At 39.2% G+C, this 19,264-nt stretch carries 14 protein-coding genes; 7 read left to right on the top strand and 7 right to left on the bottom strand.

The features are described 5' to 3' along the window. Positions 1 to 432 carry a hypothetical protein gene (locus Epro_RS00255; protein ID WP_052569521.1) on the bottom strand — a complete coding sequence of 144 codons (432 nt, stop codon included), beginning with the start codon at positions 430 to 432 and terminating at the stop codon, positions 1 to 3. A gap of 12 nt (positions 433 to 444) precedes the next feature. Then, positions 445 to 1,731 carry a phenylacetate--CoA ligase family protein gene (locus tag Epro_RS00250; protein WP_052569520.1) on the bottom strand — a complete coding sequence of 429 codons (1,287 nt, stop codon included), beginning with the start codon at positions 1,729 to 1,731 and terminating at the stop codon, positions 445 to 447. Positions 1,732 to 1,805: 74 nt separating this feature from the next. On the opposite strand from Epro_RS00250, the gene Epro_RS00245 reads away from it, so the two are divergent. Continuing rightward, a complete protein-coding gene (locus Epro_RS00245; RefSeq protein WP_052569519.1) occupies positions 1,806 to 2,627 on the top strand; it encodes an NAD(+)/NADH kinase in 822 nt (273 codons plus the stop codon). A gap of 78 nt (positions 2,628 to 2,705) precedes the next feature. Continuing rightward, positions 2,706 to 4,361 carry a DNA repair protein RecN gene (gene recN, locus Epro_RS00240; RefSeq protein WP_052569518.1) on the top strand — a complete coding sequence of 552 codons (1,656 nt, stop codon included), beginning with the start codon at positions 2,706 to 2,708 and terminating at the stop codon, positions 4,359 to 4,361. Between the two features lie 63 nt (positions 4,362 to 4,424). Here the strand turns inward: recN and Epro_RS00235 are convergent, their stop codons facing one another. Then, the gene (locus Epro_RS00235; RefSeq protein WP_052569517.1) at positions 4,425 to 6,854 is read right to left on the bottom strand and encodes a sodium-translocating pyrophosphatase; all 2,430 of its coding nucleotides are present in this window, start codon (positions 6,852 to 6,854) and stop codon (positions 4,425 to 4,427) included. 158 nt (positions 6,855 to 7,012) lie between these two features. Here Epro_RS00235 and Epro_RS00230 point away from each other — a divergent pair, with 158 nt between their 5' ends. The 5 genes from Epro_RS00230 to Epro_RS00210 are packed head-to-tail and all read left to right on the top strand — an operon-like array spanning position 7,013 to position 9,703. Further along, positions 7,013 to 7,702 (top strand): hypothetical protein, encoded by a 690-nt coding sequence (locus tag Epro_RS00230; protein WP_052569516.1) that lies wholly within the window; start codon positions 7,013 to 7,015, stop codon positions 7,700 to 7,702. After that, positions 7,675 to 8,292, top strand: coding sequence for a diacylglycerol/polyprenol kinase family protein (locus Epro_RS00225; protein WP_052569515.1), 618 nt, complete (start codon positions 7,675 to 7,677; stop codon positions 8,290 to 8,292). Before Epro_RS00230 ends, Epro_RS00225 begins: the two co-directional genes overlap by 28 nt. A gap of 4 nt (positions 8,293 to 8,296) precedes the next feature. Next, positions 8,297 to 9,067 carry a polysaccharide deacetylase family protein gene (locus Epro_RS00220; protein WP_052569514.1) on the top strand — a complete coding sequence of 257 codons (771 nt, stop codon included), beginning with the start codon at positions 8,297 to 8,299 and terminating at the stop codon, positions 9,065 to 9,067. A gap of 1 nt (position 9,068) precedes the next feature. Further along, positions 9,069 to 9,314 (top strand): CPF_0552 family protein, encoded by a 246-nt coding sequence (locus Epro_RS00215; RefSeq protein ID WP_052569513.1) that lies wholly within the window; start codon positions 9,069 to 9,071, stop codon positions 9,312 to 9,314. 17 nt (positions 9,315 to 9,331) lie between these two features. After that, a complete protein-coding gene (locus Epro_RS00210) occupies positions 9,332 to 9,703 on the top strand; it encodes a type IV pilin protein (RefSeq protein WP_052569512.1) in 372 nt (123 codons plus the stop codon). Positions 9,704 to 9,810: 107 nt separating this feature from the next. On the opposite strand, the gene Epro_RS00205 is transcribed toward Epro_RS00210, so the two are convergent. The 4 genes from Epro_RS00205 to Epro_RS00190 form a co-directional block, all read right to left on the bottom strand. Continuing rightward, entirely contained in the window at positions 9,811 to 17,265 is a 7,455-nt protein-coding gene (locus Epro_RS00205) for a glycosyl hydrolase (RefSeq protein ID WP_052569511.1), read from the bottom strand. 129 nt (positions 17,266 to 17,394) lie between these two features. Beyond that, on the bottom strand, positions 17,395 to 17,877 hold the full coding sequence (locus tag Epro_RS00200; protein ID WP_052569510.1) for a hydrogenase 3 maturation endopeptidase HyCI: 483 nt from the start codon (positions 17,875 to 17,877) through the stop codon (positions 17,395 to 17,397). Next, entirely contained in the window at positions 17,877 to 18,308 is a 432-nt protein-coding gene (locus Epro_RS00195) for a 4Fe-4S binding protein (protein ID WP_052569509.1), read from the bottom strand. The genes Epro_RS00200 and Epro_RS00195 overlap by 1 nt, the downstream gene beginning before the upstream one ends. Further along, positions 18,305 to 19,255: a complex I subunit 1 family protein gene (locus tag Epro_RS00190; protein ID WP_052569508.1), complete on the bottom strand. Its 951-nt coding sequence runs from the start codon at positions 19,253 to 19,255 to the stop codon at positions 18,305 to 18,307. The genes Epro_RS00195 and Epro_RS00190 overlap by 4 nt, the downstream gene beginning before the upstream one ends. Positions 19,256 to 19,264 lie beyond the last annotated feature (9 nt).

The following is a 19,264-nucleotide window of genomic DNA, read 5'->3' as shown; positions in this document are numbered from 1 at the left end:
CTAATAATTATAAAGTTTATCTTCCTGCAAAATATTCAGCCCGAGAGTTTTCATTATTTCTTCAACTTCAGGAGAGTTTTCAATCTCCAAAACTATAGCCGCGGTTTTTCCGTCTTTAAGCAGGAAACCATAGCAGTCTTCTATATTTATTTTATTGTGCGAAAGTTTGCTTATTATTTTGTGCAGCGCACCCGGAACGTTGTCTATTTCTACCGCGGTTATCTTTCTTTTTGTAACCGTAAGATTTTGCTTTTTAAGTTCGCCGTAAGCTTTATCGGGGCTGTCCACAAGAAGTTTTACAACGCCGAAATTGCCGGAACTTGCCAAAGACATGGCGCGTAAATTTATTTTGTTATCGTCAAGCACCCTTGTAATTTTTTCAAGCTTACCGGGCTGGTTATCCACCATAAGAACCGACAGATGATATGACATTTTAACACCTCTCTATTTATCTCTTAAATCGTAAACTCGTTTAACTTTTCCTTCGCTTACGGGCAAAGCGCCTCTGTCCACAAAACTTATATCCGGAGAAACGCCGGTTTCTTCTTTTAATTTTATTTTAAGTTTTGATTTTAAATTTTCAAGCCCTTCAAGCGTTCCGCCGAAAGTTTCGGGATTAATTTCAATTTTAATATTAAGCTTGTCCATATAATTTTTCTTTGTTATTTCAATTATATAGTTTTTGCTGGCTTCGGGAATGCCCATAATGGTTTTTTCTATCTGCACCGGGAAAATATTAACACCGTTAATAATCATCATATCGTCGGTTCTTCCTTTTATTCTTGCAATACGCCTGTGCGTTCTTCCGCAGGGGCAAGGTTCGGAAATAATTTTAGTGAGGTCGCGAGTTCTGTATCTTATTACCGGCATTGCCTCGCGGCTTATTGTGGTAAGAACAAGTTCTCCTTCTTTGCCGTCGGGCAGAACTTCCAAAGTTTCAGGGTCTATAATTTCAGGGATTACGTAATCTTCCCAAATGTGCATGCCGTTTTGCTCCTGGCATTCAAAAGCTATTCCCGGCCCGCTTACTTCGGAAAGACCGTAAGAGTTAAACGCTTTAACACCGTACAAACCTTCAATTTCACGCCGCAGCTCTTCGGTGTGCGGCTCGGCGCCTATAAAAAATATTTTAAGATTTAAATCCGTTTTCGGGTTAACGCCCGCGTCTTTCATTGCGTGGTAAAGTCTTACAGCGTAGCTTGGCAAAATATGAACAGCCGAAACCTGAAAATTTTTCATAAACCAAATTTGTCTTTGCGAATTTCCCGGACCTATGGGAATAACCATCATGCCAAGCTTTTCTGCGCCGTAGTGAAAACCAAGACCGCCCGTAAAAAGTCCGTAACCCATAGTGTTTTGAAAAATATCCGTTTTTCTTGCTCCGGCGGTAAACATGCATCTGGCGGAAATATTAGACCACGCGTCTAAATCTTTTTTAGTATGAAAAACGACAGTGGGGTTGCCGGTTGTTCCGGAAGATGAGTGCATGCGAATAACGTCGCTTAAATCTGCCGCTAAAAAACCATACGGGAAACCGTCGCGCAAATCCTGCTTTTGCGTAAACGGAAGATTTTGCAGCTGCTTTACATCCGTTAAAGTCCGAACGTCTTTTAATTGCTTTGAATATATTTTTGATTTTTTTGCTCTTTCTATTGTTTCGTTAAGATTTTTAAGCTGGAAGTTTTGAAGATCTTTGCGGGAAGCCGTTTCAATTTCTTTTTGCCAAAACATAAAACCGCCTTACATTTTCTATAGATTTTATATATAATATTAGTGTTAAAATTATAGCAAAAACAGGTTATTTTATGAAATACAACGCCGGAATTATTTACAACAAATTAAAGCCGAACGCAAAAAAACTTGCGTTTGAAATTTCCGCGTGGCTAAAAAACAATAAATGCAAACCTTACGTTTGCGACTCTCATTCGGTAAAAGCCAAAAAATACGATTTTGTAATTTCCGTAGGCGGCGACGGAACCATGCTTAAAGTTATCCGCACGTTCTCCCCGCTTTCGGTTCCCGTAAAAGGCGTAAACTTAGGCTCTCTCGGATTTTTAACGGACACCGACGCAAACGAAGTTTTTTCGCTTCTAAAAAATATATTGGCCGACGGAATAAAAGTAGAAAAAAGAGTTTTGCTTGCCGTAGAATTTCTTCATAACGGCAAAAAAATTAAAACGATAGCCGCAAACGACTGCGTTATCCGTTCTCTTGCCGGCGGAAAACTTATTACCATTAACGCAAACATAGATAAAAAATTTACCGCAGAATATAAATGCGACGGAATGATACTTGCCACTCCTACGGGCTCAACGGCATACTCGCTTGCGGCTTCAGGGCCTATAGTGTACCCTAATCTGCCGGTGTTTATTCTTACGCCGATATCGCCGCACACTTTAACGCAGCGCCCAATGATACTTTCGGACAGAGACGTTCTTTCTTTTGCGGCTAAAAACAAAAATAACAACGGTAAAATTTTATTGTCCGTGGACGGGCAGGAAAACTACTCTCTTCCAAACGGAACCGTTGTAAAAATTTCAATGTATAAAAAGAATTTAAAACTCATAAAAAACTGCAGCAAATCTTATTTTGAAACTTTAAAGAAAAAACTCCACTGGGGAGTTTAGCAACGGCAATTTAGAATTAAAAATAGAAACTTGTTAAAACATCAAAACAAACTATAAAACAAAGACGGCGGGTAGATAATGCTTTTAAACCTTTCTATTAAAAATTATGCGCTTATTGAAGATTTGAATTTGGATTTTTCGGACGGCTTTACCGTAATTTCGGGCGAGACCGGCGCGGGAAAATCTATTATTATTAATTCAATTGAACTTCTTACAGGGTCGCGGGCGGATATTTCTTCCATACGTTCCGGATGTTCGGTTTGCACAATCGGCGGAACTTTTGAATTCAAAAATTCTAAAATTTCAGATTTCCTCAACAATCTTTCCATAGAAGCGCCGGACAGTACGGTTTTAATAAGACGAGTTATTGAAAATACCGGCAAAAGCAAAGCTTACATAAACGATTTTCCCGTCAACGTTTCCACATTGTCAAAACTCGGCGGACTGCTTATAGATTTTCATTCCCAAGACGAGAAACATTCGCTTCTTGACTCCCAAACCCAGCTTTTAATACTTGACGCGCGCACTCCGGAAACTGCGCCGCTTTTAGAAAAATCCGCCGCGCTTTACGGGCAAGTAAAAGATTTGAAAGCGAAACTTGAAGCCATAAATTTATCCGACGCGGACAGAGAAAGAAAGTTAGATTTATACTCTTTTCAACTTCAGGAAATAAACGACGCAAATCTTGAACAGGGCGAAGAAGAGAAGCTTGAGGCGGAACTCCCAAAACTTAAAAATGCCGAAAAAATAGCTAACTTATCCAACGAAGCAATATCGCTTCTTCACTCCGGAGACTCGGACGCGTTAAACGCAATTTTAAAAGCTAAAAAAAATATTGAAACTATAAACTCTTTAGGCGCGGACGCTTCGGAAGCTCTCTCGCTTATAGAGCAGTCTTACTATCAAGCGGAAGAAGCCTACAGAGAAATAGAAAATATTCTTTCTAAAACAGATTTAAACCCGGAAAAACTAAACGCAGCTCTTGAAAGAGCGGAACTTATAAAAAAACTTAAGAAAAAATACGGAACCGCGATAGCCGATATTTTATCTTACAGAGATTCAATTGAAACCGAGTTAAAAAACATCAGCGGCTTTAAAGAAAATACGGAAAAACTTGAAAAAGAGCTTGCGGCAAAAACCGGAGAACTTACAGATATCTGCGAAAAAATAAGCTTGGCAAGAAAAAAATCAGCGACTGTTTTTTGCGCAAACGTTCAAAAAAATTTAACTGAACTTGAAATAAAAAACGCTCTTTTTGAAATAAGTTTTATGCAAAAAGAACCGGCAGCCGACGGATACGATTCTATAGAATTTATGTTCTGCGCAAATAAAGGCGAAAAAATTTTGCCTTTAAGAGCATGCGCGTCCGGCGGAGAGCTTTCAAGAGTTCTTCTTGCAATAGAAACCTCGTCCGGTCTTCAAAGCGACCAGACTACAATTTTTGACGAAATAGACACGGGCACCGGCGGAAAAACCGGAGAAAAAATAGGCGAGAAATTGAAAGAGCTTTCAAAAAATAAACAGCTTTTTGCCATAACGCATTTGGCGCAGGTTGCCGCTTTTGCCAAAACGCATATTAAAATTTATAAAGAAACCGAAAACGAAAGAACATACACAAAAGCGAGAATTTTATCCGAAAACGAGCATATTGAAGAAATAGCCAGAATGATATCCGGAGAAAAAATTACCCCTGCAGCTATTGAACACGCAAAACAATTAATAAACAAAAACTAACCGCTAAAAATAAAAAAAGCCGAACTTGCTAAAAAGCAAGTTCGGCTTTTTTGTTTTTATATGTTATTTCTTTTTAGCAACTTTCTCTTCGTCCCTGTTGCGTAAGTCCGTAAAAGATTTCACTACAAACACAACGGCTATAACAAAAGACGTTGCGGACAAAATGTAAATGAGGTTTCCTTTAGCGGCAAGCACCAAAGCAAGTTCAAGCGCCAAAAGCCCGAAAAGCGTTGTGAATTTAATTATAGGGTTCATGGCAACCGAAGACGTGTCTTTAAACGGATCTCCGACAGTGTCGCCTACAACCGTTGCTTTGTGAAGTTCCGTTCCTTTCTGATGCAAATCTACTTCAACATACTTCTTCGCGTTATCCCAAGCTCCGCCGGCGTTCGCCATAAATATCGCCTGAAAAAGTCCGAACAGCGCTATTGAAATAAGATAACCTATAAAGAAGTAAGGCTCAATAAACGCAAAAGCTAAAGTTGTAAAAAATATTACAAGAAACAAATTTATCATTCCTTTTTGCGCATATTTCGTGCAGATTTCCACAACCGCTTTAGAATCTTTCGTGGAAGCTTTTTTAGCTTTCCCGCCGAGTTTAATATTTTTCTTAATAAACTCTACGGCCTTGTAAGCTCCGCTTGTAACCGCGTGGTTAGACGCGCCGGTAAACCAGTAAATTACGGCTCCGCCTGCTATTAAGCCCAAAAGGAAAGGCGCGTGAAGCAGCGAAAGTTTTTCAAGCCCCTGCGTTAAACCCTGCGTTAGAAGAACGATGATAGAAAATATCATGGTAGTAGAACCTACGACGGCAGTTCCTATCAAAACCGGTTTTGCCGTAGCTTTAAACGTATTGCCGGCTCCGTCGTTTTCTTCAAGCAAAAGTTTAGATTTATTAAACGCCGGTTTAAAACCGTAATCTTTTTCTATTTCTTTATTAATCCCTTTTATATCTTCAATAAGAGAAAGTTCGTAAACGGACTGCGCGTTATCGGTAACAGGTCCGTAAGAATCAACGGCAATGGTAACAGGCCCCATTCCTAAAAATCCGAACGCAACAAGACCGAACGAAAATACCGCAGGCGCTATCATTATGGCGCCAAGCCCAAGATTGCTTATTAAATAAGCGCCCGTCATTAAAGCAATAATTGCAAGCCCCATCCAGTACGCGCTGAAATTTCCCGCGGTAAGACCCGCAAGAATATTAAGCGACGCGCCGCCGTGCTTTGAAGAAGTTACAACGTTTTGCACAAACGCGCTTTTAACTGAAGTAAATATTTTTACAATTTCAGGTATTACGGCTCCGGCGATTGTTCCGCAGCTTATAATTGCCGAAAGTTTCCACCACAAACTTCCGTCGCCAAGGTCGCCGATAACAAAGTGCGATACGAGGAAAGTAAGACCTACCGAAACTATTGAAGTTATCCAAACAAGAGAAGTAAGAGGAGCTTCAAAGTTCATTTTTGCGGCTTTCGCGTATTTTATTTTTGCAATTGCGGAGTTAATAGCGTAAGAAACAGAGCTTGCTATAAGCATTATCAAACGCATTACAAAAATCCAAACTAAAAGTTTAACCTGTAAAACAGGGTCTTTTACGGCAAGCACTACGAAAGTAATAAGAGCAACTCCGGTAACGCCGTAAGTTTCAAAACCGTCGGCGGTAGGACCTACGGAATCTCCCGCGTTGTCGCCGGTGCAGTCTGCAATAACTCCGGGGTTTCTTGCATCGTCTTCTTTAATGTTGAAAACAATTTTCATTAAGTCGGAACCGATGTCTGCTATTTTTGTAAATATTCCGCCGGCAATTCTTAAAACGGAGGCGCCCAGCGATTCTCCTATTGCAAAACCTATAAAGCAGGCTCCGGCAAAATCTCTGGGGATAAAAAGAAGTATTACAAGCATTATGGTAAGTTCTATGCTTATAAGAAGCATGCCTATGCTCATGCCCGCGCGAAGCGGAATTGCAAAAAGCGGAAAAGGTTTTCCTTTCAAGCTTGCAAAAGACGTTCTGGAATTTGCAAAAGTATTAATTCTCATTCCAAACCACGCGACAGTGTAGCTTCCTAAAATTCCTATAACGCTGCAAAGAACTATAACCGCCACTTTAACGTTTTCAAAGTGCTGCAAAACGCCGAAATACACAATTATAATTGCCGCAAGAAGTATTTCAAGAATTATTATGAATTTTCCCTGCGTTATAAGATAGGTCTTGCAGGTTTCGTAAATAAGTTCCGAGATGTCTTTCATAGATTTGTGAACGGGAAGTTTTTTAATGCCGATGAAGTGATAAAGTCCGAAAAGCAGTCCGAAAAGACAAATTGCAAAACCAAACACCAAAAGAGTTTTACCGTCAATTACATTTCCGAAAAAACTTACAGATGCCAAATCAGGTATAACCAAATCCGCTTCGCTTGCAAAAGAACTGCTTACCGCCGCAACAACTAATGCGAATGCCGCATACAACTTTCTGCACGAAAGAATCTTGCTCAGCATACTCGCTCCTTTTTCTCAAGGCTAAACGCGCCGCGCGGGCGCGCCCCCTGATTTATTACCCGCATAATAGCGTGGTTGTAATAATTCCATAAATTATACGATTTTCTGCAATGTCCGTCAATTTGTAAACACGGCGCAAATTATATACAATCTTATGCATGAAACTTGTCAGAACGATTACGGCTTTTTTGGCAATTCCGGCTGTTGCTGCGGGCGCATGGGCTCTTTTGATGAGTTTTTTAGATTTTGCGGCGACAAGCGGAAGCAAATATACGGCTTTTTGGATAGGAATTTTTTGTTATATAGTTTTTCAAATTGCGTTTTATAAGCCCCTGCGCACATACGTTTTCGGACACGAACTTTCCCACGCGCTCGCAGGCGTTTTAAGCGGCGCAAGAATTAAAAAATTTAAAGTAGGAAAAGAGTCCGGCAGCGTAACTCTTACAAAAGATAATTTGTGGATTACGCTTGCTCCTTATATTTTCCCAATATACACTTTTGCGATAATTTTAGTTTACGTTTTACTCGGATGGTTTTGCGACATTAAGCCTTTTTACGCAATATTTCTTTTTTTTGCGGGGTTTTCAATAGCGTTTCACATAGCTCTTACAATATATATATTAGGCATTGAACAGCCGGATTTAAAAGTTTACGGCGTTTTCTTTTCTTACGTTGTAATAGCCGCCGTAAACATTATAACGTTTGCTTTGCTTATGACTTTCGCTTTTGCGGAAGCAATAAGCCCATCGCAGCTTTTTGGCTCTATTATTACAAGCATTATAAATTCTTATAAATTTTTATTTTCAGGAGTCAGCCAAATATGGTTAGCGTTCCAAAAGACGAATTAAAAAGAAAAGGGTTTCATTTATTATCGTTAATTTATGTTTTCGGATATTGGTATTTTGACAAAAACTATATAATTTTAGGGCTTGCCGCGGCAATTGCCGTTGTGGCGATTTTTGAAATTTTAAGATTTAACATTCCTTCTTTTAACGAATATTTTTGCAACAATTATAAAGGTTTTTACAGACCCGAGGAAGCTCAAAAAATAAGCGGCTTAATAGGCACTTTAAGCGGAGCTCTTTTTACAATTTTAATTTTTGACCTTTGGCTTGGCGCGCCGCGCACAATGGTTTTTGCAAGTTTCCTATATCTTTCTTTCGGAGATGCGGCGGCGGCATTAGTCGGCAAAACCATAGGCAAACATAAAAGTTTCGCTGGTAAAAGCGTTGAAGGAAGCATTGCTTGTTTAATAGCATGCTTTATTGCGGGACTTTTTATTTTTAACTGGAAATTTGCTTTAGCCGGAGCGGTTATAGCTACCGTTGTGGAAGCCATACCGTGGAAAATAAGCGACAACTTTTGGATGCAAATTGTTAACGCCGGTCTTTTAATTTTGCTTGCGCATGCGCTGCCTTGGACATGCGCCGTATTATAGCATCATGAAAAAATTTATAATTTTAGTTCTTTTGTTTTTAGCTTCGGTTTCTTTTGCCCAAAACAGAATTTTTTATGCCGCCGGCTCTTCCGGCAAAAAAAAAGTTGCCTTGACTTTTGACGACGGTCCGGGCGCAATTACAAAAGACGTTTTGGAAATTCTAAAAAACAAAAATGTTAAAGCAACGTTTTTTATGCTTGGAATAAATGCAGCGCAGTTTCCGGCTACGGCAAAACTTATAAAAGAACAAGGGCACGAAATTGCAAACCACACATGGGCGCATGTAAATTTTTACGCGTATAAGTCCGCATATGTAAAAACTTATTACTTGCCGTATTTCAACAAAAAAAATTATTTTGATTTTTATCCGCAACGCATTAGAGAAGAAATAAGCGGAAATAAAAAATATAAGATAGAAGAAGAGTTATTAAGCTCGCAAAAAGCAATACAGTCCGCTACGGGCGTAAAACCGTTTTTAGTCCGCTATCCTCACGGATACGCAAAACCGGACGCAATTGAAGTTGCAAGAAAAAACGGTTATTATGTTATCAATTGGACTTTCGGCTGCGACTGGCATCAAAACATGACTGCCGAAGAAATGCACAACGGTTATAAACAGGCAATTAGAAACGGCGCAATATTTTTAATGCACGACGGCTCAAAAAACAGAAGAATTCTTTCTTTTCTTGACCAATTTATAGACGAAATAAAAGAGCAGGGCTACGAAATTGTAACGATAAGCGAGCTTTTGGAACTAAAGCCAAAGGAGCAATAAAATGGCAAATATCATAATTATCTCCGTTGAAAAAAGAAAAACCTCAGCCGTGCCGGTTCAAAAACTGCTTACGCAGGCAGGCTGCATAATTAAAACCCGTCTTGGAATACACGACTCGCCCGGCGACACATGCTCTGACAAAGGTTTAATTATTATTGAAGTTGTTGCTTGCGCAAAAGAAATAAAATCTCTGTTTTCAAGCATTAAATCCGTCCGCGGCGTAAAAGCTAAACTTGTAAAAATTTAAATTTAAAGAGGCAAAAAATGCGTAAATCAAAAGGGTTTACACTTGTAGAACTTATAATAGTTATCGCTATAATTGCCGCATTGTTTTTTATAGCGTTTCCCGTTTATAAAAATTTTGCAAACAGAGCGTTAGACAGCGAAGGCGAAAGCCTGCTTGTAAAAATTGATAACGCTCAAAAAAAATATCATGCAAAATTCGGCGTATATTACGACGGCGGCGAAGAAGCAAAAGATTATGACGAAACATTAGGCATAGACGCCAGAGAAAATAAAAATTTTAAAACTTTCACAATTACTTCCACGGGGAAATCTTACTCTGCGCAAGCAATAGGCTCCGGTCGGGCAAAAGACAGAGTTCTAAAAAACAGCTACGACAGAAGCGACAAATAATAGCTGATAAATAAAAAAAGCCCGCGAAATTTTTTCTTTCGCGGGCTTTTTTTATTTATTTGCAATCTGTTATTTAAACTTTCCGCTTTTAACTTTTGCCGTTAAAACTATCTTTCAATCGCTACTTTGCCTGTTGTTGCTTTTCCGTTTGAGTCAACGTGGAACATATAGACTCCGGAAGCAATATTTTTTCCCGAATTATTTTTAACGTCCCACAAATAATCTCCGTCCGCAGCCGCATCGGCTTCAAACACTTTATCGCCGGACAAATTGTAAACTCTTATTTTATCCCCGGCTTTAATATTTGAAAACGCTATGTGCGTAGAACCTTTTGACGGCTTAAACGGATTAGGATACGGCGTTACTTTTGTAAACTTATTGGTCACTTCAAAATCTGCGTTATCTATGCTATCGGATACCGACGTAAACGCAAGATTTTCCGGCGTCCAGATATAAGTTTGCGTTGACGGCGTTACCGTATAATTATTTCCCGCAGTTATTGAGCTTGCGTAAACTCCTTGCGCATTTGTTGTTACGGTTGCCGTGCTGTTAGCCGTTTCATCATAAACATAAACATCCGCCCCTGCAACCGGCTTGCCGTTTCTTGTAAGTTTGCCGGTGATATCGTAAATTGACAAAGCAACAAAATCTCTTGTAACGGTTTGATTTGTCCCTGTGCTTGTGAAGCTTTCAGGCTCAAACACGTATCCTTGCGCAACAGGGGTAAATGTGTAAACCCTGTCTTCTATAACGTCATGAGAGTGAGAACCGTTAAATGCTTTTGCAGTTGCAGTTGCAAGAGAGTGGTCATACACATGCATTGTTACCGCAACATCTTCATTGGTCTGTTTATTTTTTATTACTCCGCTAACTTTTCCCAAAGCAAACGCCTTAAAATTTATATGCGTTGAAGAAGACGGAGTAATATAAATTGCCTGCGGTTCAAACGCAAAGTTTTCGGCAACAGGCGTAATTACGTAACTTCTGCCTTGCGCTAAGTCTTTATTTATATCACCGGTAAAATCTTTTGTTGAAGATGTTTTTGCAACAACATCATAAACTATTAAGCTTACTCCAATCGTTGAATCGTCTTTATTATTTTTTGCGTCGCCTATAAGTTTTACCGCAGGATAAGCAACAAGATCTTGAGTTTTAGAAACCGTTGCAATTGTTATCTCAAAAGATTCAGGCACAATTACAGCAGGCTCAGGCAAAGATTCGCCGGGCTGCAATGCAATAAGACCCGATTTCATCTGCTCGGCATTTACTAAATATTTTCTTCCCTCAACTGCGCTAAAACTATAGAAACCGTCTTGCGATAATATTGTTTTTAACAATTGCCAGTTACTTCCCGAAGGGGTTTTCTGAAGCGGAGACAGTTCGGGCTGTAAGCTATTTGTATTTCCGACATCTTCATAAACATCAATTACAACCGGCGCCGGAGCAGACGCGTTTTGCAACTGATAAATATTACCGGAAATCTTAGAAACAGTTAAAGCCTGAAAATCTTTTACAGTTATTGCGGTTGACGCGACAAATGTATATTTTACAGGATTAAAAATATAATTAGCTGCAGTGGGAGTTATTGTATATTGTCTGCCCTCAACAACATCGTAAGAATATCTCCCGTTGGAAATATTAACAAGATTAGCCGATGAGTTTTTCACTTCGTCATATGAAGTTATAAAATTGGAACCGGAGATTGCGTTGCCGCTTGTATTTTTTAGCGAACCGCTTGCAAGCGAAACCATGTATCCTGTAAATTTAATAAATGTGCTCGTTTCAACTTTGAATTTATCCGCCAGCGTTGCTCCAAGCGGAACATACACAACCGCCGAATTGGGCTCATAAACAACTCCTCCGTGCGTTTGAGGCACTGGAGAATAAACCGTATTGCTTGCAGGCGTTATTATATATTGTCTTCCCTGCAAAAGAGGAAGCCTATTATAATTTTCAATTGAAGCAACATCGTGCGGCGGAATTTGTTCGATGCCCGGTGAATACGCAGAGTCTTGATATGTAGCCGAGTGAATTCCGGCAAAAGTTGACGTAGTTTTTGCAACCGTATCATACACGTAAAAATAAGAATTTCCTGTGTAATACTGAGCATATGTCGGAATAACGGGATGCATCAATGAATACCATGCTGAAAATTCTACAAAGTACGTAGGCGATATTTTAAAATCCATATAGTTTACAGCATTAACGCCTTCAATATAATTAATTGCTTGCGGCTCGCTTATAATGTTGCTGTTAGTTCCATATCCGCCGCTTTTATAATTAGCGGTATTAGTATTATATGTAAATGAACTTACAAGCTGCACAGTGGCATAGTTTTTATCGTTTATCACTCCGCCCGTAAAATCTTCAAGAACATATTGTCCTTCTCTAACTTTCATAGTTGTAAAAATATATCTATCCTGTTGATATTGAGTCCCGTATTGAAGCCTTACCGGCAAATCTAAATTTATATCTTTTGCCGCATAACCGTCTATAGATATGGAGCCGATAATTGAACCGGGTTTATATGCGGTAATATTTAAACCTACGCTTATAGCTCTTTTGTTAACTTTAATACCCTTAGGGTTATATACATAATCTTTGCTTACAAAATCTATAATATTATCGCTGTCGGACATATATGGTATTTTATAACTGCCGCTTATCTCTTGCAATTCATATCCGCTTATTGAACTATTGTAAACGGGTTTTACCGGCAAAACAAGCGAAGATAGCGCTTTTGTATTATCCGTGAAAACATAATTTACGGGAACATCTGCTTGAGTTGCTGCCTTTTTTACAGTGCCCGTGGCGTAATACACCTTACTGTTAGCATAACCGTTATCCTGCGTAATATAAAATTTGGCATTTTGAGTGTTTGTTGAAGCGTAAAATGTATAGTTTTCAGGAATATTAATTAGTTTAAACGTAAACGATGTCTCCGACCTTCCAGCTGCCGCAGTCTGAATTGGAACAACAACATATTCTTTTCCCTCTTTAACCGTGAAAGACACAGTTCCTTTAACGCTATTTCTTTGATCTATTGCTATATGTTTGTAAGTCGCCGTTGCATCGGTTAAATTAAATAAAGCTATCATATATTCATTTTGCGTTACAGTAAGCCCTGAAATGGGAATCAGCTCCATTTCAACGTTTACATTTACGGATTTTCTCGCCGTGAAATTTTGCCTTACATATTGCGTGCCGCCCGTAAAAGAAACGCTTGCGGGCTCGTAAGAATAAATGCCGTCCGGATTATTAGGAGTAATTACATAATTTACACCTGCTTCAAATTCAATGTCAAAAGTATCCATTATTCCATCACCGTCTTTATCGTCCGGCATTCTATGTGAAAACTCCATTGTTTGAGTTGAATTTGAAACATTGTCCCAAACAAGCATATTTAATTTCGGCATCATAAAATCAGACACATACTTTATTGAGCCTCTAAAATGCGAACCGGAATATGCTGTAAAATTCTGAATTACATTTGTTTGTCCGTTTGTAAAAGTATCAGTTGAAGAAGGATAAAATTGCGTTGGTTTAAATATATACTGCTCCGCATACGGCATTATTACCATTGAAGTCTCAACAGCATTTACGCTATACACGCCCTCATTTATAGGATATCTCAAAAACCTTCCGGACATTGCCGCTCCGGAAAAAAACATTGTTGCGTTTACAGGTGCGCCGTTTTGCGTTAACACGCTTCCTGAAATATTTCCAATAATCGGATATGCTCTAAAATCGTATATAAATATTGTAGAGCTGTTTGCCGTAAAGCTTGATCTTTCAGGGATTGTTAAAAATCCCGGGGAAGAAATCCATATTTCATATTGCCTGCCGGCTGCCAATTTTTTACTTGTGTATGTTGCGTTAAACCCTTGTGTATATGTAGTGCGATTAACAGTATCGTAAATGTGCAGTTCTCCGCCTGAAAACGGCGTATTATAATTGCCGAACATAACAGTTCCGCTTGCATAGGCTGCCAAATAAGTATTGAAATTTAAAACCGTATCAGACGATGCTTTTGCCGTAAAAATATAGCTTTCCGGCTCATATAAAACTTTCTCGGAATTTGGGGTTAATATGTAAGATATTCCTTCTTTAAGATTGTCGTAAATGTAGTTGCCGTTTACGCCTATGGAAGCTGCCACATTTATTGTGTTTGTTGTCTGCGCAACAGTGTCATAAAGAGATAATAAAGTATCATACTGAGAACTCATAACTCCGACATTTCCGCTTGCCTTACTTACCGCAAAAGCTTTAAAGTTTTGATTTAAATAATTGCCGGCTGTAATCTCCAAGCTTTCCGGTTCAAAAAGAAATCCGTTTGCTTTCGGCGTAATTACATATTGCGCGCCGACAATTAATGTGCTTATATAACTACCGCTATAAGCGGCAGTTACCGTTGAACCGTCAACGCTGTTATAGATATCAAACGACGCAGACACATTAGAATTATTGATATTATTTTTTATTGTTCCGGAAATTTGCGTTGTGCGATACGCCGTAAAATTTTGAACCGTTTCAACGCTTGAACCTGTAACAGAATAGTTTTCAGGTCTAAACGCGTAACCGGAGGCTTCCGGCGTAAGAACATACTGCGCGCCCTGAATCGTTGAAGTAGAATATACTCCGGCGGTATAATTTCTTGTTTTAACGTTTTTATCTATATCGTCGTAAATTTTCATTGTAACGTTAACGTTTACGTTGTCGGTGGTTTTTATTACTCCCGAAAGCTGCTTGACAGCTCTTTCTATAGCAACAACATAAGTCCCCGCTTGTCCAAGCGTTGCCTGTATAACAACGCTTACCGCGCCGTTATCGTCTTTTTCTATCGCCACGGTTTGATTAACCGCGGTTAAATTTGCTGATGAATTATATTTATATAAATTTATTTGATTAGCCAAGAACGTAGCCGGAATATTTCCTGAAAACTTTACAGTAACAGGCGCTGTCGTAGCGGCTACATTAAACGCTAAAGGTAAAACGTAATATTTATTTGCGTCAACAGAGGGCAATGCCGCGTTGTTTAGCGTAACGTTTTCAGAATATTTATTATCTACCAAAACATAATTGCTTCCGCTTGAGATAAACGTTCTCAAAGAATCGTATTTCAAATTTTCAAAATTATTTTTTGCCGAAACCGTTGTGTAAGGCGGAACCAAAACGCTGCCCTGTTTTACGCCGGCATTAGAATAAAAATCTACGGTTTTATAAGCGTTTGAATTATTGTAAGTTATAAAAGTTGTGCTTGAAGAATTACTCATAACCGTAAACGGAACATTGTTTCCGGACGCATCTTTTGCATAGTAACCTGTGCTTACATTTCCAAGCTGATTAAAGAAATTTATAAAGTGATACGAGAAAGACAAGCTGCTTCCCGGCTCCGCCGCGCTTGCCGCAGGCGACCATGTATTCCAATCCTGTAAAGCTTCCGAAGCATTAAATAAAGATTTATATCTAAGCCAAACGTCTTTCCACATATTTGTATTCTGATTGCTTTCGCTGAGCATTTTATTGTAATAAAACCGGGCATAAGATGTGTCATAACCTAAATATAACATTGACGGCGTCAGCGGCAATAGCCATATTCCGGAAACTTCCTGCGCCGTTGGATTTTGATTCCAATGAGTAAAATATTTTAACGCGCTGTCATAAAGTATCCCGCCGCGATGGGTAAAATTTGACGGGTATGTTTCATTATGGATATCAAAATAATATTCATTTGACGCTTCGCTTTCAGTTGTATATCCGTACATTCCAAGATTTATCCAATCTTGATTATTTGTGGCAACTCCCCACAAATATATTGCAGCCCACGCATTCATAGCTTCCGAAATTGATTCTTGATCTATGCCGTCGTTTCCGGCATCGGTAAATCCTTTTCCGGTTGCCCAAGAGTGACCTTCGTAAATATCAAAATTTCTTAAGAACGGAAAACTTTTATTGTTTCTATCATTATTATAAATATCACGGACAAGCAAATCTACAATTGCTTTATACTGTGCTGCAGAAGCAAAATCCGGGTCAAACATTGCAAGTATTGCCGACGCATAAATAAAATATCCGTAATGAAAGTGGTGATCGTTATATATCTCCGAGCCGAATGCATTAGGATATCCTATTATTCCGCCCCATACGGCATCATACCTGAATGCTCTATTAGATTGACCTTTGTACCACAATTCAAGTTCTGCTTTTAATGTGTTTATTACAGCATTACGCCCGGCAGTATCTCCGTGCTGATGTAATATTGGAATTAAGTTAGCCGCTTTTGCCAACGCTTTCCCTCTTCGGTATGTATTTAACGATTGATCTTCAGACGTGCCTCCGGGGTTTGCGGGATTATAAACTTTATCGTTATTTATATACGTATTCATTTTAGATAAATTTGCTTGAGGAATTTCATAAGTTAAATTAGGAAGGATTCCGTTAAATTTATATTTTGTAGTAAAAGAAGAGCCTTTATATATTTTTAATTTCCCGCGAATAGTGGTAAATTCGGCAGCTTGAGTTAACGCGGTTGCCGCAGACCCGAGAGAGAGATTTCTCCACTGATGAGGATATAGCGCAAAAACCGTTTGTCCTGAAATAAATCCTGTCCCGGTTCTTTTAGACGTTAAAGAATAATTAAATGTTGTTGAAACGGAAGAGTCGCTATTTTGTGTCCATGAAACTTTTGTATCTGTTATAAAATTATAAGCATATTGACGGTACTCATCATATACCTTTTTTGCCTGCGCCTCTGTTCCTCCGACCTGTAAAAGAGCTATTACCACATATCTATCTGATTCGACCGTTGCGGAAGCAGGCAAATTTATGTCCATAGCAAAACCCGATAATATTCTGCTGAAAGTTGTTCCCGGCGGGCAGTATATTCCGTAATAATTTTTCCCGTCAGATAATATAATACCGTCGTTGCCATATGTCCAATAATTGGGGTTTTGCGCTCCGAAACGGAGCTGGGGCATTACGCCCGATGCAAAAGTATTAAAAACAAAAGGAGATCCTTTAGCAAATGTAACCGTCATTTTTTTACTGCTATCATTTTGATCTTGTATTACAGCAGTAACGCCCCAGTCGGAATAGCTTTGCACTTTTGTCGCAGACTCGCGTATATAAGTTTCACTGTTTGAACCTAACGCGCCAAGAACATGAATAAAATTAGGAGTCGTCATAACAGATTCAATTTCATTGCTATTGCGCAAACCTACGTTTGCTGCTCCTAATAAATATCCCGAACCGTTAACGCCCTGCCACCCGCTTGCGCCGCTATTGAAATTTATTAACAGCGGCCCCAAAGACATTTGCAATGCAAGCAAATTGTAAGTTGCGGTATTTCCCACCGCCATTGACCCCCACCATCTGTTTGTAGGGTAAGCTCTATCTACCTGCGTAGCCATTCTTAAAGTAGGGTTTGGCATATTTTGGTTTGTCCAGTCTCCCAACACTCCAAGCCCCCCGGCTGTTGGTTTTACCGGTGCCGAAAAAGCCGTTGCGCAAAGTATTATTGCGACGGAGAATGAAAGTGAAAAAGTTTTTAAAAAAGATTTCATATATTCCTCTTGAAACGTTTATTGAAACCTAATCAGTCTTTTGTAGAGTATAGCCTAAATACTTGAATTTTCAATGGTTTTTACTACAACAAGCATGCGGAAATTTGCAGGCGTTAAAGCAGAGTAGTTTTAAGATAATGTTTCAAGTATTACAACAGCAAGATTTTGCGCGGATTTTTTTACTTCTTTTGAGATTTCCGCGCCGAAATCTAAGGTTTTGGGCTGAATGCCTAAAATGAGGGTTTTTAACGGAGAGCTTTGCGATATGTAATTTATGAAAACGTTCATGGGCATCATATGGGTTGAAAATGCCGCGCCGTCAATAGATTCTGTTTCTATAACGCTTGTTTTGCCGGCGGATAAGCCTGAATTTGCGGCATCGCAAATTATTAAATGCGTGGGTTTTGCTTTTCTAATTTCGCCCGTTAAATTTTCGGGAGCGGTAAAACCTAACAACACTTTAAAGTTTTCGGGAAGCTTATTTTTTAAAAGTTCTTTCGCGCATTCAATACCAGCGGCGTCGTCGGCGCGAAGCTCCGAGCCTATAGCAAGAAACACAACGCTGCCGGCGCCGCGTAAAAACTCTTTAAGAACTTTTTTTATATCTTCCATTATTTAAGCTGCGCGTTTTCAGCGGGATTGTTAGCGGTATCGGCAAAAATATTTGCTTCGCTTTGTTTTACGAAAGCAAGTTCTTCAAGTTTTACGGTAAGTTTTGATTTGTCAATTTGGGCAAGCTCAAAATTGTCCGTAGTGCAAAGAGCTTTTTTGGGGCATGAAAAAACGCACTGCGAACAAAATATGCAGTTTGCAAGAGACAATTCGCAGCTAAAAATTTTATCGGCAAGTTTTGTAATTTTTATGGCGTTTGCCGGACAATTGCGCACGCACAGCGAGCAGCCTATGCATTTGTCCTGTTCAAAAGAAATCATTCCGGCATAGCTGTTATGTATTTCTCTTTTTGTTTTGGGATAATTTGACGTAGCCGGTTTTTTAAAAAGAGACTTTATGACTTCAAGAAGTACGGAACCTATGCTGTTCATTTGACCGCCGTTTTAAGAATTATATTTATTAAAATCTGCAAAAGCGCAAAAGGAGTAAGATATTTCCAGCAGAATTTTACCATTTGATCCATTCTTATTCTTGCAAAAATTGTTCTGCCTATTGCAAGAATTATAATAATAGCCAAAACTTTTGCCAAGAACACAAGCAACCCCTGCCACAAAACAAGATTATACCCGAACGGCAAAAACACCGCAGATATAAGCGCGGCGGCAGATATGGTTTGAATGTTCATTGCAAGTCTGAAATAAGCGTATAACGGTCCTGTATATTCCGTAAACGCGCCGCCGACAATTTCCGTTTCAGCTTCAGGAATATCAAAAGGAACTTTTTCAAGCTTTCCTTGAACCGCAACAATTGCCACCGCAAGCCCTATAATATTTACCAAAAACAGCCAGCCGTGCGCCGAGTAAAAACTTATTACTTCTGAAAACGTCCACGAGCCCGCTAAAATTCCCGGAGCTAAAACCGCCATCATAAGAGGAACTTCGTAAGAAAACAATTGAGTTAAAACGCGCGTTGCGCCGATAAGCGAATACAGCGAGCGAGAATACCAGCCGCCCAAAGCGTAAGTGAGCGTAGGAATAGTTAATATGTAAAACACCGCAACTATATCGCCGTTAAAAGAAAATAAAGATTTTGGAGTCCACGCCGGAATAAATAAAAATGCCGTTGCCGCCGCCGTACACGCCGCAAGAGGAAGCGTTTTAAAAATAAATTTGTCGGCGTTCTCGGGAATTATAAGTTCTTTGGATAAAAGTTTTATTAAATCCGCGAAAGGCTGAAACCACGGAGGACCTACTCTTGTCTGCATTCTTGCATAGAGTTTTCTGTCAACATATTCCGCCGCCAGAGACAATACCAGCAAAAATAAAAGTCCCGGGAAAATGAAAATATAGAATAATGTGTGCAGTAAATACAAAGTCATCTTTTTTCC

The sequence above is a fragment of the Endomicrobium proavitum genome (genome assembly GCF_001027545.1).
Classification (GTDB): domain Bacteria; phylum Elusimicrobiota; class Endomicrobiia; order Endomicrobiales; family Endomicrobiaceae; genus Endomicrobium; species Endomicrobium proavitum.
Note: the sequence above shows the minus strand (reverse complement) of the source record. Positions and strands in the feature narration are given on the sequence as shown.